Source organism: Verrucomicrobium sp. GAS474, assembly GCF_900105685.1.
Taxonomy (GTDB): Bacteria; Verrucomicrobiota; Verrucomicrobiia; order Methylacidiphilales; family GAS474; genus GAS474.
This window is the reverse complement of the sequence record NZ_LT629781.1, coordinates 131,615-152,931: the sequence shown is the minus strand read 5'-3', so window position 1 is coordinate 152,931 and position 21,317 is coordinate 131,615. Positions and strand designations below refer to the sequence as shown.

Genomic DNA, 21,317 nt, shown 5'->3' with positions numbered 1-21,317 from the left:
CATGGAACCGATCCCTCCCTCCGCTCCCGGCACGCCCGGCGGTTTCCCCCCGCCCCAGGCCCCGTCGTCCCCGATGACGGCGGCGATGTCGCAGGCCGGGGGACGCGTCCCCGGGACCTTCATGTCCCGCCTCCACCGGTACAAGCTGCTGGTCAAAAAGTTCTGGTGGATCCTTCTTTTCTGCACCGCCGTCGGCATCGCCATCCAGGCCTACAAGATCGCCCACGAGGTCCCGAACTACGCCTCGACCGCGCGGCTGATGATCAACACTAAGATCAACGTCACCGAGAGCTCCGTCAGCACCACCGAGGTCGGCAACTACATGGAAACGCAGATCGCCCTCATGACCAGCCAGAAGGTCTACACGGCGGCGATCAACGCGCTGAAGGCGAAGAACCCCGGCTTCGTCGAGTCCGACGTCCGCATCGACGTCCACCCCCTCGGCAGCACGCCGATCCTCATCATCCGGGCGATGAGCTCCGACGCCCAGTTCGCCAAGGACTTCCTCCAGGCCGACATCGACGCCTACATCGCCCTCCAGCACGACATCAAGGTCGACGACAAGGACCGGGCGATCAAGGACATCACCGACGAGTTGACCAAGGCCGAGGCGACCCTCCAGACCGACGAGGACGACGTCCTCGGCTTCCAGAAGGCGAACAACATCGTCTTCCTCCAGGAACAGGGGAGCAGCCTCGGGAGCCATCTGGCCCAGCTGAACAACCAGCTCGTCGATCGGAGGAACGAGTACGATCTCCTCGTGAAGCTGACGGCGAAGCAGGGCGACCTCCAGGGCCTCCCCGTCGTCGCCGGGGCGAGCAACAGCCAGCAGGAGAGCCGGATGCGCCTTGCGGCGGCGACGACCGAGTTCTTCAAGGCCCAGCAGAAGGCGCAGGAGCGGATCACCGAACTCGAGACCCAGATGAAGGAGGAAGAGGAATACCTCCGCCCGGCCCATCCGAAGCGGGTCGCCCTGGCCGCCCAGATCGCCGACCTGAAGCGATCCATCACCCTCTCCAAGGAACAGAACATCGAGGAGGCGAACGTCCGCCGCGAGACCCTCGCCCTCGAGATCCAGCACCTCGAGGCGATGGTGAAGGAGTACGAGCCGAAGGCGATCTCCCTCGGGGCGAAGCTCGCCGAGTTCGAGCGCCTCAAGAGCAAGCGGAGCATGGACCAGAGCCTCTACGAGAGCCTCCTCCAGAGCGTCCAGAAGATCGACCTCAACCGCCGCCTCGACGAGCAGCGGTTCACCCTCATGGAGCCGCCCTCCGACGCCACCTCGATCAAGGACCAATACCAGGTCCGCCTCCTCTCGGCGGGCCTCGGCGGCCTCATCGTCGGCATGGCGATCCTCTTCATCATCGACCGCTTCGACGACCGGATCAACTCGACGACCGAGCTGCGCGATTACTTCTCCGAGCGGATCCTCGGCCAGATGCCCTTCGAGGTCTCCCTCGGCGACCGCTCGAACCGCCGCCTCATCCAGCCGGGGGATGATCGGCACACCTACAGCGAATCGTTCCGAAACCTGCGGTCGGCCCTCATGTTCATGGAGGTCGACGGGGCGAGGCCGCGGACGATCCTCTTCACCAGCGCGAGCCCGGACGAAGGCAAGACCACGGTGGCGACCAACTTCGCCATCACCCTCGCCATGCTCGAGGGGCGGGTCCTCCTCGTCGACGCCGACTTGCGCCGAGGCGGCCTCAACCGCCTCCTCGACATCGACGCCCCCCTCGGCTTCACCGACGTCCTCCTCCACGGCGCCGATTGGCGGAAGGCCGTCGTCCCCTCGAAGCACAAGAACCTCTCCGTCATGGTCTGCGGCAAGTACACCTCGCAGGGGGCCGAGCTCTTCCTCTCCCCGATCACCGACGGGATCCTCCGGGAGATGTACAACGAGTTCGATTACATCATCTTCGACACCTCGCCCGTCATGGCCGCCGACGACGCGACCAGCCTCGCGCCGAAGATCGACGGCACCATCTTCGTGCTCCGCGCCAGCATGACCTCGGCCCGCGCCGCCCGCAACGCCCTCGACCAGCTCTACCATCGCCAGGTCAACGTCCTCGGCCTCGTTCTGAACTCGGTCAACGCGCTCCTCCCCGATTACTACTATTATTACCGTTACTACGAGTATTACCGCCCGAAGGACGAGGTGATCGAGGGTGCCCCCGGCACGCCGCGTCGCGGCAAGGACGGCTCCAAGCTATGACGGCCCAGAAGAGCTCTGACTCGAGCTCTGATCCGAGCTCCGTCCCGCATGAGATCCGGATCGAGCGGAAGGACGGCATCCGCTGGCTCGACTGGCGGGAGTTCGTCGAATACCGGGACCTGCTCTGGACCCTCGTCCGGCGCGATTTCGTCGCCCGCTACAAGCAGACGATCCTCGGCCCCGTCTGGTTCCTCTTCCAGCCGCTCGTCACGATCCTCGTCTTCGGCGTCGTCTTCGGCAGCGTGGTGAAGATCCCGACCGACGGCGTGCCGCCCCCGCTCTTCTACATGGCCGGGCTCCTCGGATGGAATTTCTTCCTCAGCATCTTCCAGACGACGAGCGTGACGCTGACGTCGAACGCCCAGCTCTTCGGCAAGGTCTACTTCCCCCGCCTCATCGTCCCGCTGGCCGCCGTCTTCGGCAACCTGCTGAACTACTTCCTCCAGCTCCTCCTCTTCGGGGCGCTCTTCCTCTACTACAAGGTCCGCCTCGGGGCGGGGATGTCGATCGGGATGCCGCTCCTCGGCCTCCCCCTCCTCCTCGCCTCGATCGCGGCGGTCATGATGATCGGGCTCGGCATGGGGCTGCTGGTCTGCGGGATGACGGTCCGCTTCCGCGACCTCCACCACCTCATCCCGCTCTTCTCCCAGCTCCTCTTCTACGTCACTCCGATCGTCTATCCCCTCACGCAGGCGCCCGAGAAATGGCGGTGGCTCTTCGCCCTCAACCCGATGAGCGGCGTCGTCGAGCTGGGCCGCTACAGCCTCCTCGGCACCGGCCACCTTGCGGCGGGGACGGTGCTGCTCGTCTTCGCCGAGGCGGTCGTCCTGCTGGCGGCGGGGATTCTGTGCTTTGAACGGGTCCAGCGTTCCTATATTGATACGGTCTAGCCTTCCCTATCGCCATGTCCCAGCCCGTCATCGAAGTTGAGAACCTCTCGAAGCGTTATTTCCTCGGCGAGATGCGGGCGCAGTCGATCCGCGAGACGCTCGAGCTCTGGTGGGGCCGCGGCGGCAAGGGCCGGGAGGCCCGCGAGAAGCGCGAGCTGTGGGCCCTCCGCGACGTTTCCTTCCAGGTGAAGCAGGGGGAGATCCTCGGCGTCATCGGGGCGAACGGGGCGGGGAAATCGACCCTCCTGAAGATCCTCTCCCGGATCACCGAGCCCGAGTCGGGCGTCGCGGTGATGCGGGGCCGGGTCGCCTCGCTCCTCGAGGTCGGCACCGGCTTCCATCCCGACCTGACGGGCCGCGAGAACATCTTCCTCAACGGCGCGATCCTCGGCCTGAAGCGGAGCGAGATCGTCGCCCGGTTCGACGAGATCGTCGCCTTCTCCAGCATCGAGAAATTCGTCGATACGCCGGTGAAGCGTTATTCCTCCGGCATGTACGTCCGCCTCGCCTTCGCGGTGGCGGCCCACCTGGAGCCCGACATCCTGATCATCGACGAGGTCCTCGCCGTCGGAGACAGCTCCTTCCAGAAGAAGTGCCTCGGCAAGCTCGAGGAGGCGAGCCGCAGCGGCCGGACGATCCTCTTTGTCAGCCACAACATGGTGGCCGTCCGCAGCTTCTGCTCCCGCGCCCTCTGGATGGAGCAGGGCCGGGTGGCCGGGGACGGCGCGCCGGGCGAGGTGATCAACCGCTACCTCGTGCGGCCCGACGCCCGCGCCGTCTCCCGCCGCTGGACGGCGGCCGAGGCCCCGGGCGCGGGCGGGGCGAAGATCCGCTCGATCCGGGTGGAGAACAGCGATCCCGCCGAGGGGTTCGACGGGATCGCCGTCGAGCGGCCCGTTCGGGTGACGATCGAGGTCGAGACGTCGCGCTCCTTCGAGCGGCTCGACACCACGCTCCACTTCTTCAACGAGGAGGGGATCCTCGCCTTCGGCACGGGGACGGCCGACGACCACGTCGCGGGCTTCGACCGGATCGAGGCCGGGCTATATCGCTCGACCCTCGTCATCCCCGCCCGCTTCCTCAACATCGACCTCTACGCGGCGAACCTCCTGATCGTCGAGAACTCGACCGAGATCATCCATCTCCAGGAGGGGATCTTCTCTTTCCGCGTCGAGGAGACCGAGCCCCGCGCCGGGGGCTGGCACGGCCCGCGCGTCGGCGTCGTCCGCCCGCAGATGCCGTGGCGGGTCGAGCGATTGGAGCGGCCGGAACCTTCAACCGACCTCGAAATCCGACTCTCATGAGCCTCCTGGAAGAAAAGCAGTTCATCTTCGTCGTCGGCTCCCCCCGGAGCGGGACGACATGGTTCCAATACCTCATCGGTTCCCATCCGCAGGTGGCGTCGACCTTCGAGCTCACGATGTTCGAGAGCTACCTCAACTCCTGGCGCTATCACTGGAAGGAAGAGCAGGAGCAGGGCGTCGTCTCCTCGATCAGCCGGGGCCTCGCCCACCTGTGGCGGGAGGAGCAGTTCGACGCCTTCCTGCGGGAGTTCCTGGAGCGGTGCTACGCCTCGGTCCTCGAGGGGAAGCCCGCCGCCTCGGCGATCCTCGACAAGAGCCCCGACAACGCCCTCCACATGCCGATGATCGCCCACTTCCTCCCGAAGGCGAAGTTCATCCACATCATCCGCGACGGGCGCGACGTCGTCTCCTCCATGGTGGCGGCGAACCGCTCCATGCACTTCGGCGCGGGGACGGTGCCGCAGGCGGCCGCCGAGTGGGTCCGCTACGTCCGGGCCTGCCGCGAGGCCGGGGCCCGTCCCGAGATCGCCCCCCGCTACGCCGAGGTCCGCTACGAGGCGCTCCTCCGCGACGGGGCCGGGGAACTGCGCCGCGTCTTCGACTTCCTCGGCCTGCCGACGACCGACGCCGAGATCGCCGCCTTCCTCGAGGCGAACCGGATCGACTCCCTGCGGAAGAAGGCGACCGACTCCAAGGCGGCCTACCCGGCCCAGCACTACCGCCGGGGGAAGGCCGAGGGGTGGCGCGACGATTTCAACATCTTCCGGCGGGGCCAGATCGACGCGGCGGCGGGCGGCCTCCTGTGCGAGCTCGGCTACGCCGCGCCCGGCTGGTGGGGGAACGCCCTTTCCCGCTGCGCGGTTTCCCTGGCGGTCCGGCTCAAGCTCCGCCTCCGCAAGGAGGCCCTCCACATGGGCTACCGGTTCATGAATCTTTCCTCGAAGCTGTAAGTTGTGACAGCCGTGACTCCCGTGAGCGGTGCCGCGCCCAAGGTGACCGTGATGATGATGACCTCGCCGGGGTTCGCTCCCTATTTCCGGCAGGCCATCGAGAGCGTCCTGATGCAGCGCACCTCCTTCGAGTTCGAGGTCGTCGTCGGCGACGACAATTCCAAGGACGGGACGCGGGAGATGATCTCCGAATACGCCGAGCGGTACCCGGGCCGGGTCCGGCCCGTCTTCCACGTGGAGCGGTGCGGCAACTGCGTGCGGAACTTCGCGGCGACGTTCCCCCATTGCCGGGGGGAATACGTCGCCCGCCTCGACGGGGACGACTACTACACCGATCCGGCGAAGCTCCAGAAGCAGGTCGACCTCCTCGACGCCCATCCCGAACTCGCCTTCTGCGCCCATTGGACGGCGCTCTTTTCCGACGACGGCGGCATCCTCACGGAACGCTACGGCCCGGCCCACTACCGGCCCGTCTACGGCCTCGACGATTTCCTCGAGGACGGACCCTTCCTGCCGACCTCGGCGGTGATGTTCCGCCGGGCGGGGCTGGCCCCGCTCCCCGCCTGGTTTCCGAAGCTTCCCCACGAGGACCTCGCCTCGTGGCTCCTTCTCTGCCGGAGCGGCGCGTGCGGTTTCCTCGACGAGGTGATGTCGGCCTACCGTTCCCGTCCCGAGGGCTTCTACCAGGGATCGGGCGAGCTGGAGATGTGGGAGTCCCAGGTGGAGTGCCTGACGCAGCTGAGGCGGAACTTCGGCGAAGTCGTCCAAGGACCGGTCTACCGCCGGGGGATGGCCCGCCTCTGGGGCGCGCTGGCGCAGGAACGCCGCCGCTCCGGCCTCCGCTGGAGCGCCCTCGCGGCGACGTTCCGCGAGGCCCTCTGCCGCGTGGGCGAGCCTGCGCGGTGGAAGGACTTCCTCCGGGTCGCCCTCTTCCTCCATCTTCCCTTTCTCTACCGCGTGACGGGGTTCCTCGGGAGGGGCCGGAAACCGGTTCCCCCCTCGAAGGGGAACTCGGTCATGCATCGCTAACAGGCTCTAAAGCCTCTTCGATCCCGGATTGCTAACGCCCCCCGATTGCCCTCTACTGGTGGGCACCCTTCCCGTCGGCGGGATCAAAGTAAAAGCATGAGTTGGCGCGATCTCCTACGTCCCCTCCTTCCCCGTTTCGGGAAGGCCTTGTGGCACCGTCTCCAGGGCGATGCGGTGATCCTGGCCTACCATCGGGTGACGACGCTTCCCCCGGGCAGCGATCCCTACCGCCTCGCCGTCACCCCGGCGACGTTCGACGCGCAGATGGAGATCCTCCGGAGGAAATTCCGTCCCGTTTCCCTTTACCAGATCGCCGACTCCCTCCTCGGCGGCGCGCCGCTTCCCCGCCGCGCCGTGGCGGTGACCTTCGACGACGGCTATGCCGACAACGCCCTGGAGGCCGCCCCGATCCTCATCCGGCACGGGGTCCCCGCCGCCTTCTTCGTGACCTCGGGGATGATCGAGAACCGGGACGAATTCTGGTGGGACGATCTCGAGCGGCTCGTCCTCGCCCCGGTGAGGCTGCCCGACCGGTTCGCGCCCGCCTGGGCGGAGCCGTTCGTCTGGGAGGCCAATGACGCGGGGCGCGAGGATCTTCCCGCCGAGGGGGCGGTCTTCCCGCGCGGGATCTCCAAGGGACGGCGCGAGCTCTTCCTCCGGCTCTCCCGGATGCTGAAGCAGCTCCCCCGCGAGGAGCAGATCGCGCGGCTCGACGCCGTCGCGGAATGGTCCGACTTCGGCCTCGTCCGCGAGGTCCGCTCCAACCGGCGCACCATGACCGCGACCGAGCTCCTGAACCTTTCCCGGAATCCGCTCTTCACCATCGGGGCCCACACGATGACCCATCCCCGGCTCGCCGCGCTTCCCCCCGCCGCCCAGCGGGAGGAGATCGAGGGGAGCAAGCGGGACCTCGAGGCGCTTCTGGGCCGCTCGGTCGGGATGATCGCCTATCCCTACGGCGATCCGGCCTCGGTCGGCGAGGCCGCCCCCCGGGCCGCCCGGGAAGCCGGGGTCACGTGCGGCTTCACCGCCTCGGGCGGCTACGTCCGGCGCGGGACCGATCCGTTCTCCGTTCCCCGCTTCTTCGCCTACGAGTGGAGCCAGAAAGAATTTCTGTACGAACTGAACCGCCTTCTTTAAAAGGGAACCCATGCGCATCACCGAGGATGAGGGCCGTCCCGCCGTCGACAGTCCCGGCATCCGGCTCCGGAACCGGCTGGCGCGCTTCCGCTTCCGGCCCTGGGTGAGGCTCCTCTTCGGCTTCGGCACCCGCCCGCTCGATGGCTTCTGGGGCTGGGGCCGGGGGACGCCGATCCACCGCTGGTACCTCGACCGCTTCATCGAGGAGCATGCCGCCGACATCGGCGGCCACGTGCTCGAGTTCTCCGAGGACCGCTATGCCACCCGCCACGGCGGGGCGCGGGTGACGAAGCTCGACATCGTCGACCTCGAGGCGACGAACCGGGCCGCGACGATCGTCGCCGACCTCACGAAGCCGAACGCCGTCCCCTCGGCCGCGTTCGACTGCATCCTCTGCACCCATGTCCTCCACCTCGTCGGCGATTATCCGGCGATGCTCGCCGAGTTCCACCGGATGCTGAAGCCGGGCGGCGTCCTCCTCGTCGCCGTCCCGCAGATGTCGATGGCGGCGGCGAAGGACATGCCGTGGATCGAGTTCTGGCGCTTCACGCCGGTCGGCCTCGGCCTGGCGCTGGAGAAGGACTTCGGCCCCGGCGCGGCGGCGATCCGGGGATACGGCAATTCCCTCACCTCGGCGGCCGAGATCCGGGGCCTCGCCGCGGAAGACATGACGGAACGGGAACTCCTCGTCGACGACAATCGCTTCGCCGTCGAGGTCTGCGGCCGCGTCGTGCGGCGGGCGTGAGGACCGGGAAAACCGAAAGGGAACGGCGATGCCCCGCACCCGCCTGAACATCGCCTTCGTCAACACCTGCTACCGCCTCGGCGGGGCCGAGACGGTGACGGCCCAGCTGCGGCGCGGCATGGAGGAGCGGGGCCACCGGACCCGCCTCTTCGTCGGCCTGCAGAAGACTTATCCCCTCGGTGACGGCGTCCGCCCGCTCTATCCGCGCGCGCTCAGCTACCTGCGGAACAGCCGCCTCGGCGCCCGGGTCGAGGCCCTCGCCCCCGTCCTCCCGTGGAGCGACCGGGCCTTCCGCCGCCTCGCCTCGTCCGATTTCGACGTCGTCCACCTCCACAGCTTCCACGGCGAGTATGCGACGCTGGAGAGCCTCGCCTGGCTCGCCCGCCGGAAGCCGGTCTGCTGGACGATCCACAGCCACTGGCCGGTGACGGGCGGCTGCGCCCACCCCCTCGGCTGCGAACGCTACCAGGACGCCTGCGGGGAGTGCCCCCACCTCGACCAATGGCCGATGAACGGCGTCGACATCACGGCGGAGCAGCTCGCGGCGAAGCGGCGCTGGCTCTCCGACGCCCCGATCCACGCCGTCGCCGTCTCGGACCATTCGCTGAAGCTCATCGGGCGGAGCCCCGTCTCGGCGCGGTGGGCGGTGACCCGCATCCACAACGGCATCGGGATGGACTGGGCGCAGGGGGGCGATCGACGCCGCGATGCCGCGTTCCGCGCTTCCCTGGGTCTGAGCGTCGATCCCGCCGTACGGACGATCCTCATGGTGAATCGCGACTACCGGAACCGCGACAAGGGCTTCCCCGAGATGGCCGAGGCCCTCCGCTCCATCGACCCGCGCGGGATCCAGGTCGTCCTCGTCGGCGGCGCGGCGGCGTGGGCGCGGGGGGAGCTTCCTCCCGGTCTCGATTGCGTCGAGGTCGGTTACGCCGTCGGAGAGCGGCTCCAGGATTTCTACCGGGCCGCCGATTATTTCCTCTTCGCCTCGGCGGGGGAGAACTTCCCCTGCGTGATCCTCGAGGCGATGGCGGCGGGCTGCGCCATCGTCGCCACGCCGACGCAGGGGGTGACGGAGCAGATCGTCCCCGGCGTCAACGGCTGGCTGGCCGGGGAAATCACGGGGAAGGCCCTCGGTCTCGCGTTGCAGAAGGCTCTCGATGGCGGGGACGATCTGCGGGAGTCGATCTCCCGGGCGGGGCGGGAGTGGGCCGTCACCCATTTCTCCGAGGAGACGATGGTCGACCGCTATGAGTCTCTTTACGGCGCGCTGGCCGGGGGCGGAGTCGGGACTGCCGGAGTCGTCGGCACCTGAGCGGGGGTCGCGGTCGGGACCTTTATGAAGAGTGCACCGCTCGCCGAGCTATAGGCGGGCTCGGGCGCGAAGCCGAGGGCGGCGAGGCGCGCCACCGTCTCCTCCCGCTTCCCTTCCTCGGCCGTGACGACGGCGGCGGCGATCCGTTCGGGCCCCGTCGCCTGGTAGGTCGCCTCGAAGGCCCGGCTCCCCGCCATCCCCCCGTCCATCAGGGCGCGGCGGTGGGAGTAATAGGGGAGAGAGGGATCGTAATCGTATCCGAGGTAGAGGACGAAGTTCTCGGCGGGGACATGCTCCTCGATCGCGGCGGCGAGGGCGAGGGCGTCGGTATCGGTCCGGTTCTGGAGCGGAAGGAACTGGGTCCGGTAGCCGTTCAGCATGAGGAGGGCGACGGCGAGGAGGACGGCGCGCATCAGCCACGGGGAACTCAACCGGCGGAGGACGAAGGCGAGGAGGGCGCCGAGGGGGAGGAAGAGGTAGAGGGCGTTCTCGGTCCAGTAATATTCGTGGACGAAGAAGAGGTTCAGGAAGACGAGGGGCCCGGCGAGGAAGCCGAGGCCGAGGAGCCCCAGCCGGAGGGGCATCCGGGGGAGGGCGACGAAGAGCGGCACGAAGAGGACGAGGGTGTATTTCATCCCGAAGATCGCCGGGAGGGCGCGGTCGAACGAATGGCGGTACGTGGCCGGGGAGAGGTATTGGGCGGAGGTGCCGAAGTTCCAGGAGACGAGGCTCTTCGACGAGAGGATGGCCGAGGCGAGGGGATTCGCCGCTTTCACGACGTCGGTGTAATGGACCCACGCGTAGGAGGCGGCGACGGCTCCCGCGAGGGCGAGGAAGGGGTGGGCGACCGGCGTGAGGCTGCCGCGCCGGAAGGCGGTCTCGACGAGGAGGGCGGCGGCGGGGGCGCAGGCGATGAGGAGGACGGTGACCTTCGTGAGCCCGGCGAGGGTGCCGAGGAGGAACGCGGCCCCGGCCCAGAGGAGGCGCCGCCCGGGGACCGAGGGATGGGACTCGGCGCTGCGGAGGAGCGCCTCGAGGAAGAAGAGCGAGAGGGCGAGGGCCGTCGTCTCGATCAGGAAGGCGCGGGAGTAGAAAATGTAGAGGGGCGAGAGGAAGAGGAGGCCGAGGGCGATCCAGGGCGCCTCGGGGCCGAGGACCGGGACGAAGCGCCGCATCAGGACCGCCGCCGCCGCCGCCGCCGCGAGGAAGCCGAAGAGCGAGAGGCCCCGTCCGGCGGCGTCGAGCGGCCAGCCGCCGAGGCGGGAGATCGAGGAGGCGAGGGCGGCATAGAGGGGGAACTCGAGCGGGGCGGCGGCGGGCGCGCCGAAGATCGGCGTGCTGTAGGCGGGCCGGTAGCCGTCGATCGGGAGGTAGGCGGCGGTGATCGCCGTCTGGGTTTGCCGCCATGCGTAGTGGTCGAGGAGGGGGCGGTTCCATCCGATCAGCGCGAGGCCGAGGTGGGCGAGGAGCGCCGCGAGGCAAAAGATCCGGGCATCGCGGAGGAAGGGAGAACGCTTCGATGCCATCTACCCGGAGGCTACCGAAAGCGGAGCGTCGAGGGCAAGACAAGGAAGGGGGAAGGCCTCCCTCCGGCGGCGAAAGAAGGGAAAAATGGGGAGGATTGGAGGGTTGCGCGGCGAAAGCCGCTTCTTCATGATGGCGCGGAATGAACCCGACCGTTCCGACCGCTTCCGCGCCCCTGCTGACCCGGATCGTGACGGTCTATCGGCAATGGGATTGCATCGCCCGCTGGATCGACGATCCGGCGCTCGCCGATCCCCGCGTGGAGTGGATCTTCGTCAACGACGCGGAGGGCGATCCGGCACCCGCCGCGCTGCGCCAAACGGCGGTGGGGCGGCAGGCCCGCTTCGTCGAGGAGGGGATCAACCGGGGCCGCTCCGGCGCCCGGAACCACGGGGCGGCCCTCGCCTCGGCCCCCTTCCTGGCCCACGTCGACGGGGACGATCTCCCGCTTCCCCTTCCGCCGACGTTCGCGCCGCCCGAGGCCGACCTCCTTTTCCTTCCCTTCGCCTGCGAGGGCAAGGGAGACGGGGAGTCGTGGAGCGAGAACCGGATCGACACGGCGGTCTTCGGGGAACTCTTCCGCGCCCTCGGCGTCGCCGGGGACGTCGATTGGCGTCCGGCGGCGCTGGTGTGGCGGCGGGAGGCCTTCGGGCGGATCGGCGGCTACGACGGCCGCTTCGAGGGGGCCGAGGACGCCCACGTCGTCTGGAAGGCGCTCCGTCCGGGGCTCGGCTTCCGGACGGCCCGGGGGGAGCGGGCCCTCGTCGCGGTCGCCTCGGGCGGGGCGCGATCCGGGTTGGTCTACCTGACCTCGGGACGGCTCCGGTTCTGGGAGGAAGTCGAGCGCACGGGCGGGACCCTCGGGGCGATCGGGCACCGGGCGCGGTCGGTCCAGCTGCGCGTCGTCTTCTGGACGATCCGCAACGCGCTGATCGCCGACGGCGGCCCCTTCGCGGGCGTGGGCGAGGGATTGAAGATGGGCTGGAACACGATCCGGCATAAGATGATTTCCAGGAAAGCGTGATGGACCTCCCTTCCCATTCCTCCCCCTCCTCCTTGGGCCGGACGATTGTCGCGACCCTCTGCGAGGGCGATTACTGGTGCGGCGCGTCGGCGCTGGCGAATTCCCTCGCCGCCTCGGGTTTCCGCGGGGTCTTCCGCATCGGCTACCGGGGGCAGGCCCCGATGTGGGCGCAGCGGGCCGACGGGCGCTCCGAGGGCGGCTTCGCCTTCTCGCTCTTCGAGGTCGAGACCGATTACCACCTCACCCATTACAAGCCCGAGTTCCTCCTCCGCGTGGCCGGGGAGGAGATGGAGCCGTTCGACCGGATCGCGCTGATCGACGTCGACGCGATGGTCGACGCGCCCTGGTCCGAATTCGACGCCTGGATCGACCGGGCGATCGCGGTCTGCGAGGACGTGAACGGGAGGCTCCCCTTCGACGCGCCGAAGCGCGAGGGCTGGCGGCGGTTCTTCCAGAACGAGGCGGAGCGGGGGAGCGGCTACGCCTTCCCCGGGCCGACGGGCGCGGCGCGGGAGGGGCTCTACGCGAACGGCGGCTTCATCGGCCTCCGTCGGGAGCGGCTCGGCTTCCTCACCCTGTGGCGCGACCTGGTCGAGGCGATCGCCCCCTCGGTCGGTGGGCTGCAACGCTGGTGCGCCGCCGAGCCGGGGCCGTTCCACGCCGCCGACCAGGATTCGCTCAACGTCGCCCTGATGCTGACGGAGGAGCCCGTCGAGTTCGCCCCCGCCTCGGCGATGGGCTTCGCGCCGGGACGGATGATCCTTCCCCACACCCTCGGCCCTCGCAAGCCGTGGCGGCGGCCTTTCCTCTGGCCCTCGCTGCTCGGCCGGGAAGTCGGCGCGGCCGAGATGGCCTATTGGAAGATGGCGCCGGGCCGCGGTCCGTTCGGCGAGGGGGTCCCCTTCTGGGCCTCCCTGCGCGAGGCCGACCTGGCGCTGGGCCGGGTGGTCTCCTCCCTTCGCAAAAAGGGGTTGGGCCGATGATCGGCTCCGCCGCGGCGAAGCGGGCGATCCTGGCGGTCGCGGCAGGCCGGAAGGGAGACCGTTCCCCGGCCGACGCGACCGGCCCGCGCCGGGTCTTCGTCCACCGGTGCAACGACCTCGGCGACCTCCTCGTCGTGACGCCGCTCTTCGAGGCCCTGCGCCGCCTGTGGCCGCACGCCGAGATCGTCGCCGGGGTCGGCGCGTGGGCCGTCCCGCTCCTCGAGGGGAACCCCCATCTCAGCCGCGTCGAGACGATGCGGACCCCCTGGCACAACAAGGTCGAGCCCGATCCGGGCGTCGCCGGGAAACTCCGCTATCTGTGGGATTCGCCCGACCTGCGCCGGGTCCGGGCGGAGCGGTACGACGTCGGGATCGACGTGACGGGGACGTTCTACGGCGCGCTCTTCCTCAGCCGGGCGGCGATCCCCCGGCGCGTCGGCGTCGAGGGCTACGCGGGCGGCGACGGCGGCTACGGCCCGGGCCTCGCCCTCCGGTACGACGGGGCGAAGCATGTCGGCGCGGCGGCGCTCGAACTGGCGGGACTCCTCGGCCTCCCCCGGGCCGATTTCCCCGAGAACCGGCCCCAGCTTTTCCTGACGCGGGAGGAGTGTGCGGCGGCGGAGGCGCGGTGGCAGTTTCTCGCCCTCGCGGAGGTCCCAAGGCGCGGCCTCCGCCTCGTCGTCGCCCCCGGCGCGGGCTTCCCGGCGAAGGCGTGGCCCGCCGCCCATTACCGGGATTTGGCCCGCCGCCTCGTCGCCGACGGGGCGACCCTCGCCGTGATCGGCGGGAAGGGGGACGAGGCGGCGGGGGAGGAGATCGCCGCCGCGGCCGGGGCCCAGGGATCCCGATCCAACCTCGCGGGAAAACTCTCCCTCCGGGAAACCCTCGCGCTGATCGCGGGGAGCGATTTTGTCTTCTGCAATTCGAGCATGGCGATGCACGCCGCCGCCGCCTTCCGCCGTCCGGCCCTCGTCCTCCTCGGGGAGACCTACCCCTCGGCGCGGGACCACCTGCGGCAATGGGGCTATCCGGGCTGGAGCCACGTGATGGGCCGCGAGGAAGGGGAGGGGAAGCCGCTCCCGGGGCCGGAAGCCGTCTACGCCCGCTACCGGGAATTGTTCCCCGCCGGGGAGGAGGCGCAATAGCATGAGCCTCCGGGTCTGCCATATCGTCCCCCAGCTGCCGCCGGTGCGGGAAGGGGTCGGCCTCTACGCGATGAACCTCGCCGAGGAACTGCGGCGCAACGAGCGGATCGAGAGCGTCTTCCTCGTCGCCGCGCCGGGCTGGCGCGCCGGGGAGGGGACGCCGCCGGGGACGGTCGCCCTCGGCAGTGAAGACGGGGCCCGTACCGCCGAGGGCCTGCGCGAGGCGATCGACCGGTGCGGTCCTGTCGACCGGGTCCTGCTCCATTACGTCGGCTACGGCTATGACCGGGAAGGGTTGCCGTTCTGGCTGGCCCGGGCGGTCGGGGCCTTGCGCGAGGCGGAGATTCCGTTCGTCATCGTCTATCACGAGATGTGGGCGACGGGGCCGTTCTGGAAAAAGGCCTTCTATACCGCGCCGTTCCAGAAACGGATCGCCCGGGACCTGCTCCGCACGGCGACGGCGGCCTACACGACGGTCGGCTGCTACGACCGGCTCCTGCGGGGCCTCCAGACGAGAGGGGTCGCGAAGGTTTCCGGCCCCATATCGGGCTTCGGCCTCCGTCCCGCCGCCGGGATGACGCGCCCGGCGCGGGAGGAGGACGAGCCTCTTCGGCTCCTGCTCTACGGCCTCCCGTTCACCCGGCTCCTCGCCCTCCGCGCCCATCGGGGGCTGCTGCGGCGCTGGAACGCGGCGGGGAAGATCGGGAAGGTGATCGTGATGGGACGGGCTGCCGTCGCTGCCGATGGCGAGGCGGAGGCGGCGGCCTTGCGCCAATGCGGGATCGACGCCGCGCGGGTCGAGCGGCGGCACGATCTCCCCGAGGCCGAGATCGCCCCGGTTCTGGCGGGGGCCGACCTTTACCTGACCGGCTACCGCGCCTGCCTGATCGGCAAGTCGACGACCGTCCTGAGCGCGATGGCTGCGGGCTGCCCCGTCCTGGCCGCCGATGCGGAGGACGCCGCGCCGCTCCTCGCCGGATTCCACTTTTTCTCCCCGGACGAATTCGACGCGGCCCCGCCGACCCGCCGCCGTCTTGCCGAAGTGGGAGCGGCGGGCCGCCGGTGGTGGGAGGGCGAGGGCGCGCCCGAGCGGATCGCGTCGAAGGTCGCGGCCTTGCTGCGGAGGGGCGGGTTATGACCGAGACGGCCACGATGAGGTTGCTGGTCTCCTCGCACGCCTTCGCTCCGTCCCGGGGCGGCCTCGAAACGGCGACGCGGCTGCTGGCGGAGGAGTTCACCCGGCGCGGCCACGCGGTGACCGTCCTCACGCAGACCGGGGCGGAAGCGGGCGGCGAAGCGTTCCCCTACGAGGTGATCCGCCGTCCCTCGGCCTCGACCTTGTTCCGGGAGATCGGCCGGGCCGACCTCGTCTGGCACAATCATCTCAGCCTGCGGACGGGCTGGCCGCAGCTCCTTCCGTTCGCCTCCCCCAAACCGTGGGTGATCACCCATCAGACGTGGCTGTCCCAAGGAGGGCTCTCCCTCTCGTCGAGGCTGAAGCGGATCGCCCTCGGGAAGGCCTTCTCCATCGCGATCAGCGAGCCGATCGCCGCCGCCCTCCCCGTCCCTTCGGAGCGGATCCCGAATCCCTATGACGATCGGATCTTCCATTCCGTTCCGGGAACGACCCGGGACGGCGAGGTGATCGCGGTGGGGCGGCTGGTTTCGGACAAGGGGTTCGACCTCCTGTTCCGCGCCTTGGGCAAGCTGCGGCGGGAGGGGCGCGCGATCGGTTTGACGGTCGTCGGATCGGGGCCGGAGGAGGGGGCGTTGAGGGACCTCGCCGCGGCGGAAGGGATCGCCGGGCAGGTCGCGTTCGCCGGGTCCCAGCCGCCCGAGGCGGTGGCGGCGCTCCTCCGTCGCCACCGGGTGCTGGCCGTCCCCTCGCGCTGGGCGGAGCCGTTCGGGATCGTCGCGCTCGAGGGGATCGCCTGCGGGTGCGTCGCCGTCGCCTCGCGGGGCGGCGGATTGCCCGAGGCGGTGGGGCCGTGCGGATTCCTTTTCGAGAACGGCGATGTCGACGGCTTGGCCGCGGCCTTGGTTCGCGGCCTCGACGCGGCGACGGCCCCCGATCCGCAGCGGTGGCGGGATCATGCCGCCCGCTTCACGCGGGAGCGGATCGGCGACGCCTACCTGGCCTGCTTCCGCCAACGGCTGGAGGAACGGCGATGATCGTCATGGGCCATCCGACGGGGAACGCGAACAGCCGCCACGCCGCCCGGGCGCTCTGCGAGGCCGGGCTCCTTTCCGAGTTCCATACCGCGATCGCGTGGCGCGGGGACCGGTTCCCCGCCCCCCTCGTCCCCGCCCCGCTGCGGCGGGAGCTGGAGCGGCGGGCGTGGCCGGAACTCCCCCCCGCGCTGGTGCGGACCTCGCCCTGGCGGGAAATGGCGCGGCTCCTCCACGGCAGGATGGGGCGGCGCGCGCCCGCCTGGTGCGATGTCGACGCCGTCTACGGCGCGCTCGATCGAAAGATGGCGGCGGCTCTCGCCCGGCCCGGCATCCGCGCGGTCTACGCCTACGAGGACGGGGCGCTCGCCTCGTTCCGTGTCGCCCGCCGCCGGGGCCTGCGGACTCTCTACGACCTCCCCATCGCCTACTGGAAGCCGCTCCACCACCTCTCCGCCGAGGAGCGGGAGCGGGAGCCCGCCTGGGCCGCGACGTTGACGGCCCTCGGCGACGGGCCGGAGAAGCTCGCGCGGAAGGCGGAGGAACTGAGCCTCGCCGACCGGGTCTTCGTCGCCAGTTCCTACACGGCGGAGACCTTGCGGGGAGAAATCGCGCCGGAGAAGGTCTCGGTGATCCCCTACGGGAGCGGGAGCGACGATGCCCCGGTGCCGCGCCGCACGGCGTGGAGCGCCGCTCCGGAACCGCTCCGGGTCCTCTACGTCGGCTCCCTCAGCCAGCGGAAGGGCCTTTCCTATCTTTTCTCCGCGCTGGAGCAGGCGGGGGCCGGATGCGCCCTGACGGTCATCGGGAGGAAGGTGACGGACCGGCCCTGTCCCGCCCTCGACGCCGCCCTGTCCCGCCCCGGCTGCCGCTGGATCCCGAGCCTTCCCCATGCGGGGGTGCTGGCCGAGATGGAGCGGCACGACGTCCTGGTCTTCCCCTCGCTCTTCGAGGGCTTCGGCCTCGTCATTCCCGAGGCGATGAGCCGGGGCATGGCGGTGATCGCGACGCCCCACACGGCGGCCCCCGACCTGATCGAGGACGGACGCGACGGGTTCCTCGTCCCGATCCGCTCGGCGGAGGCGATCGCGGCGCGCCTCGACCTCCTCCGTTCCGACCGGGACCGCCTGCGGGCCGTCGGCGCGGCGGCCCAGGCGCGGGCGGCGGCGCTCCGGTGGGAAGCCTATTGCTCCCGCCTCGTCGCCGGAGTAAGGGAGATGCTATGACGGCGGAGGCGATGGGAAAACGATGAAAAAAAAGACCCTCCTGCTCGACGCCCGGAACGGCGGCTTCGGCGATGTCTGGATGCGGCTGGCCGGGCTCCACGCGGCGGCGGCGCTCCTCCCCGAGTTGCGGATCGAGGCGGCCTTCGCGCCGGAGATCACCCCCCTCGCGCGGGTCGCCTTCGCAGGCCGGATCGACTACGTCGAGATGGAGGGCGAGGCTCCCCCCGCCGCCTGGGTCTACGTGAACCGGGGCTTCCGCGAGCTCCTGCCCGGCGTCCTCCGGGGACGGCGTTACGTGGCCCCGCTCCATCGCGTCGTCTCCTCCCTTTCCCGGCGGGGGCCGGTGAAGGAGGCGATCAACCGGCTGGCCTTCTCCCTCCTCGACGCGGCGGGACGGGTTTCCATCGCCCCGGCGGACGACACGGGGCGCTACTTCGGGCGGCTCGAGACCTCGGCGGTCCCGGCGCTCCGCGCGATCCCGCCCGGGGAACTCCTGCGCCAGATCGTCGCCGATTTTTCCGGGGTGCGGGAGAGGCTGCGGCAGCTTCCCGCGACGCTTCCGCCGGGGGAGCCGGGACGGACCCTCGTCTTTCCTTCGGGGAAGGGGCACCAATACATGCCGGTCGCGTGGGCGGCGGCCCATCTGCCGGAGGCCGACTTCGCCTTCCATGCCGCCGACCGGGGCGGGGCCGACTTCGGGGCCCGGGGGCTCCGCGTCGTCCGCTTCGCGCGGCCCGAGGAGATCCTCTTCCTCGCCCGGGGCCGCCGCCGGGTGGTGACGACCGACAGCTTCCCCTCCCATCTCCTCCAATACGGGTGCGACGACGGCGTCCTGGCGCTCCTCCTGACGCTGACCCGGCCGGAGTCGGTCGTCACGCCCGCCTTTCCCGGAACGGTCTTCCCTTCCTCGGCCCCCTGCTGCCCCTGCCCGCATCGGGAGCGGGGCCTCTTCCCGCTCTGCGCCGAGGGCCATCCGGCCTGCCTGACCTGGGGCGACGCGGAGCGAAGCCGCCGGATTGAGTCTTTTGCCCGTTTGGCGTAATATCGCGTCGGACGACCCTTCTTTCCCTATGTCCCACCCTCTGCCCCGACTTTCCCCGCTGGCCGCCGGTTTTTGCGCGGCGACCCGGTTCTGGCCCTCCGAACGGGGGAAATCGTTCCTCCTCCGCACGCTCGACCGCCTCGACCCGCCCCGGCCCGAGGCGGTCGAGATCGGCTTGGAGAACGGACTCCGCCTCGAGGTGTTCTGGAACGACGTGCCGAGCCGGACGACGGCGCTCTTCGGCGAGAACGACGCCGATCTCTGGCGGTTCCTTTCCTTCCTCTATGACCGCGCCGCGCGGGCGAAGGCGGTGTCGCCCCGCTTCGTCGACGCGGGGGCCAACCTCGGCCTCTATTCGCTCCGGCTCGCTCGGCGCGGCGTCCGGTGCGAGGCGTTCGAGCCCCAGGCCCGGATGGTCGGGCTGCTCTCGCGGAACGCGGCCCGGAACGGCCTGGCCGAGCGGCTCACCGTCCATCCCGTCGCCCTCGGCGCGGCGGAGGGCGAGGTCTTCCTCGAGGCGATGGAGGAGAACTCGTGCATCGCCCGCGTCGGCGACGGGACGAAGGGCGTCCCGGTCCCGCTCCGCCGCCTCGACGGGGAGATCTCCCCCGAGCGGTGGCGCGAGGTCGTTGCGATGAAGGTCGACGTCGAGGGCTTCGAGATCGATGTCTTCCGGGGGGCGAGCGCCCTCTTCTCCCTCCACCGCCCGCCCCTCGTCTTCGAGCTCAACATGGTCGAATGCGAGGCGCGGAACCATCCGCCGAAGCTCTTCCGCGAGGTGCTGGAAGGATTCGGCTACCGCCATTTCTACGCCCTCGACCGGCGCCTCTATCCGATCGGCAACGGGGTCTTCGTCGTCCCGAACATCGTCGCCCTGGCTCCCGGGGACGAGGGGTTGCGGGACGCCTTCGGCTTCGATCCGGCGTTCCGTCCGGTTCCCCGTCCCGAATGGCCGGTGTACGACATCGAGTTTTAGGCCGCCGAACTTAAGCTACCAGACCGATCCGTCCGGCTTCGTCGGGACAAAAAAGATCGCGTTCCGATTCGCCGCCGTCCTCGGAATCTCGCGGCCGAAGAGCTGGATCGGGACGGCCAAGTGGGGGGCATAGCGCCGATCGCCGTCCGGGAACCCGGCATAGAGAGTCTTTTGCGGCGAGAAGAGGGCGAAGGCGGGAGCGATTCTCTCCGATTCCGGCCCCGGCGCGAGCGGCGGATGGGTCCAGACGATTTCCCACGTGGCATCCCGCGCGCCGGAGGGAAGCCGGAAGTCGAAGATCACGCGGGCGCTCACCGGGTCGACGAGGAAGGGGGCGCCCGGGGCTTGGGCGAGCCGGGCGTCGGCCTCCGTCCTGAGGCGGGCGATCTCCCCGGCATCGGGCCGCGCGACGGAGGCCCATTCGACGAGGCCCCGGCCATAGGAGACCACGAAGAAAAGGACGGCGACGACCGCCAGGGCCGGGGGAATCCACCGTGCCGGGATCGCTTTCCCCTCCCGCAGGCCGAGCGCCGCGATCCACGCGAAGAGGACCGTTCCCGCCGCGCATTGCAGGCCGAGGAAGCGGACCGACGAGACTGACCGCGTCAGGAAGACGAGGGAAAGGACGACGAGCAGGACCAGCAGGGAGGCCGTCCGCGCGAGGGCGCGGCGTTCTTTCTTCGCCACCGCGCGACGCCATTTCCCCCCCAGCACCACGGCACCCGAGCCGAGGAAGCAGAGGGGAAGGAGGAGGGTGCGGAGGAGGTAGGCGGGGGAGTGCCACGTGTCGGCGTAGAAGGCGCGGTTGGCGAAGGAGTGGTTCGCCTGGCAGACGGCGAGGTCGTGGAGGAAGGCGGGGAGGCGGAAGCCGATGGCCCACAGGAAGAGAAAGACGTTGAGCGTGAAGGCGAGGCCGAAGCGGGCGATCAGGTCGCCTCGCCCGCCGTCCGGGGTCGTCAGGAAGCGCCAGAGGAAGAAGAGGGAGGCCCAGACGACGAGGAATGGCAGGGTCTGGACCGAGGCGACGAGGAGGAGCGGCCCGAGGAAACGGAGCGGGATCCGGAAGCGCGGGAAGGGAAGCGCCGCCTCGGTCTCGATCCACGCCCCGAGGGCGAAGAGGGCGAGGGCGCAGACATCGGGCCGGAGGCCGGAGAGGGCGACGAGGGTCGCGAGGAGGAGGTTCCCGGCGAGGCAGGGCCAGAGGAGGGGAGGCCGGCCTTCGATCCGCCGCAGGAACGCCAGGCCGACGATCGCGGCGAGGAAGGCGGCGCAGGCCTGGAAGGCGAGGAGGGAGAGGGTGCCGACGCCGAAGCCCTTCAGCCATCCGGCCAGGAGGGGGAAGTAGAGGGGAGGGTAGACGAGGAAGCGGTGGCCGACCGGATCGAGGACCCCGAGCCAGGGATTGACGAGGCCCTCCCCGGCGGCGAGGTGGACGGCCGGTCCGGCGTAGAAGAGATCGTCGATCGTCGGCGCGGGGAACCCCGACAGGGCGAGGGCGATCCATCCCGCCAGCAGGAAGGCGGGGAGAAGCCACGGCCTTTTCCTCTCGGTCGGCAGGGCAGGGGAGGCGCTCATGGTCGGGCGATGGGAACGAAGGTCGCTTGGCTTGGATCGCTTCAGAACGGGCTCCAAAGGCAGTG

The 21,317-nt window shown here is 70.0% G+C and carries 18 protein-coding genes; 16 read left to right on the top strand and 2 right to left on the bottom strand.

Going from position 1 to position 21,317, the window contains the following annotated elements; genetic code table 11:
* Window position 1 precedes the first annotated feature (1 nt).
* From BLU04_RS00715 to BLU04_RS00680, 8 genes are all read left to right on the top strand, one after another.
* The gene (locus BLU04_RS00715) at window positions 2–2,215 is read left to right on the top strand and encodes a polysaccharide biosynthesis tyrosine autokinase (RefSeq protein ID WP_093280954.1); all 2,214 of its coding nucleotides are present in this window, start codon (window positions 2–4) and stop codon (window positions 2,213–2,215) included.
* Window positions 2,212–3,105: an ABC transporter permease gene (locus tag BLU04_RS00710; RefSeq protein WP_093280952.1), complete on the top strand. Its 894-nt coding sequence runs from the start codon at window positions 2,212–2,214 to the stop codon at window positions 3,103–3,105. The genes BLU04_RS00715 and BLU04_RS00710 overlap by 4 nt, the downstream gene beginning before the upstream one ends.
* Window positions 3,106–3,119: 14 nt before the next feature.
* Window positions 3,120–4,409 (top strand): ABC transporter ATP-binding protein, encoded by a 1,290-nt coding sequence (locus tag BLU04_RS00705; RefSeq protein WP_093280949.1) that lies wholly within the window; start codon window positions 3,120–3,122, stop codon window positions 4,407–4,409.
* Complete coding sequence (locus BLU04_RS00700; protein WP_093280947.1) at window positions 4,406–5,359, top strand: sulfotransferase; 954 nt, start codon at window positions 4,406–4,408, stop codon at window positions 5,357–5,359. Before BLU04_RS00705 ends, BLU04_RS00700 begins: the two co-directional genes overlap by 4 nt.
* 3 nt (window positions 5,360–5,362) lie before the next feature.
* The gene (locus BLU04_RS00695) at window positions 5,363–6,388 is read left to right on the top strand and encodes a glycosyltransferase family 2 protein (protein ID WP_157895001.1); all 1,026 of its coding nucleotides are present in this window, start codon (window positions 5,363–5,365) and stop codon (window positions 6,386–6,388) included.
* Window positions 6,389–6,484: 96 nt separating this feature from the next.
* Window positions 6,485–7,528: a polysaccharide deacetylase family protein gene (locus BLU04_RS00690; protein WP_093280942.1), complete on the top strand. Its 1,044-nt coding sequence runs from the start codon at window positions 6,485–6,487 to the stop codon at window positions 7,526–7,528.
* Between the two features lie 10 nt (window positions 7,529–7,538).
* Complete coding sequence (locus tag BLU04_RS00685) at window positions 7,539–8,273, top strand: methyltransferase domain-containing protein (RefSeq protein ID WP_093280939.1); 735 nt, start codon at window positions 7,539–7,541, stop codon at window positions 8,271–8,273.
* Window positions 8,274–8,301: 28 nt separating this feature from the next.
* Window positions 8,302–9,588 (top strand): glycosyltransferase, encoded by a 1,287-nt coding sequence (locus BLU04_RS00680; protein WP_093280937.1) that lies wholly within the window; start codon window positions 8,302–8,304, stop codon window positions 9,586–9,588.
* Here BLU04_RS00680 and BLU04_RS00675 read toward each other — a convergent pair.
* Window positions 9,534–11,114 carry a hypothetical protein gene (locus BLU04_RS00675; protein WP_093280934.1) on the bottom strand — a complete coding sequence of 527 codons (1,581 nt, stop codon included), beginning with the start codon at window positions 11,112–11,114 and terminating at the stop codon, window positions 9,534–9,536. The genes BLU04_RS00680 and BLU04_RS00675 overlap by 55 nt on opposite strands.
* 140 nt (window positions 11,115–11,254) lie before the next feature.
* On the opposite strand from BLU04_RS00675, the gene BLU04_RS00670 reads away from it, so the two are divergent.
* The 8 genes from BLU04_RS00670 to BLU04_RS00640 are packed head-to-tail and all read left to right on the top strand — an operon-like array spanning window position 11,255 to window position 19,677.
* Window positions 11,255–12,136 (top strand): glycosyltransferase family A protein, encoded by an 882-nt coding sequence (locus tag BLU04_RS00670; RefSeq protein WP_093280931.1) that lies wholly within the window; start codon window positions 11,255–11,257, stop codon window positions 12,134–12,136.
* On the top strand, window positions 12,136–13,119 hold the full coding sequence (locus BLU04_RS00665) for a hypothetical protein (RefSeq protein ID WP_093280929.1): 984 nt from the start codon (window positions 12,136–12,138) through the stop codon (window positions 13,117–13,119). The genes BLU04_RS00670 and BLU04_RS00665 overlap by 1 nt, the downstream gene beginning before the upstream one ends.
* Entirely contained in the window at window positions 13,116–14,264 is a 1,149-nt protein-coding gene (locus BLU04_RS00660) for a glycosyltransferase family 9 protein (RefSeq protein ID WP_093280926.1), read from the top strand. The genes BLU04_RS00665 and BLU04_RS00660 overlap by 4 nt, the downstream gene beginning before the upstream one ends.
* A 1-nt stretch (window position 14,265) precedes the next feature.
* Complete coding sequence (locus tag BLU04_RS16175; protein ID WP_157895000.1) at window positions 14,266–15,402, top strand: hypothetical protein; 1,137 nt, start codon at window positions 14,266–14,268, stop codon at window positions 15,400–15,402.
* A complete protein-coding gene (locus tag BLU04_RS00655; RefSeq protein WP_157894999.1) occupies window positions 15,399–16,436 on the top strand; it encodes a glycosyltransferase family 4 protein in 1,038 nt (345 codons plus the stop codon). The genes BLU04_RS16175 and BLU04_RS00655 overlap by 4 nt, the downstream gene beginning before the upstream one ends.
* Window positions 16,433–17,659 (top strand): glycosyltransferase family 4 protein, encoded by a 1,227-nt coding sequence (locus BLU04_RS00650; RefSeq protein WP_093280921.1) that lies wholly within the window; start codon window positions 16,433–16,435, stop codon window positions 17,657–17,659. The genes BLU04_RS00655 and BLU04_RS00650 overlap by 4 nt, the downstream gene beginning before the upstream one ends.
* A 22-nt stretch (window positions 17,660–17,681) precedes the next feature.
* Complete coding sequence (locus BLU04_RS00645; protein ID WP_093280919.1) at window positions 17,682–18,701, top strand: hypothetical protein; 1,020 nt, start codon at window positions 17,682–17,684, stop codon at window positions 18,699–18,701.
* 28 nt (window positions 18,702–18,729) lie between these two features.
* Window positions 18,730–19,677 (top strand): FkbM family methyltransferase, encoded by a 948-nt coding sequence (locus BLU04_RS00640; RefSeq protein WP_093280916.1) that lies wholly within the window; start codon window positions 18,730–18,732, stop codon window positions 19,675–19,677.
* Window positions 19,678–19,692: 15 nt separating this feature from the next.
* On the opposite strand, the gene BLU04_RS00635 is transcribed toward BLU04_RS00640, so the two are convergent.
* Entirely contained in the window at window positions 19,693–21,252 is a 1,560-nt protein-coding gene (locus tag BLU04_RS00635; protein ID WP_093280914.1) for a hypothetical protein, read from the bottom strand.
* Window positions 21,253–21,317: the final 65 nt, after the last annotated feature.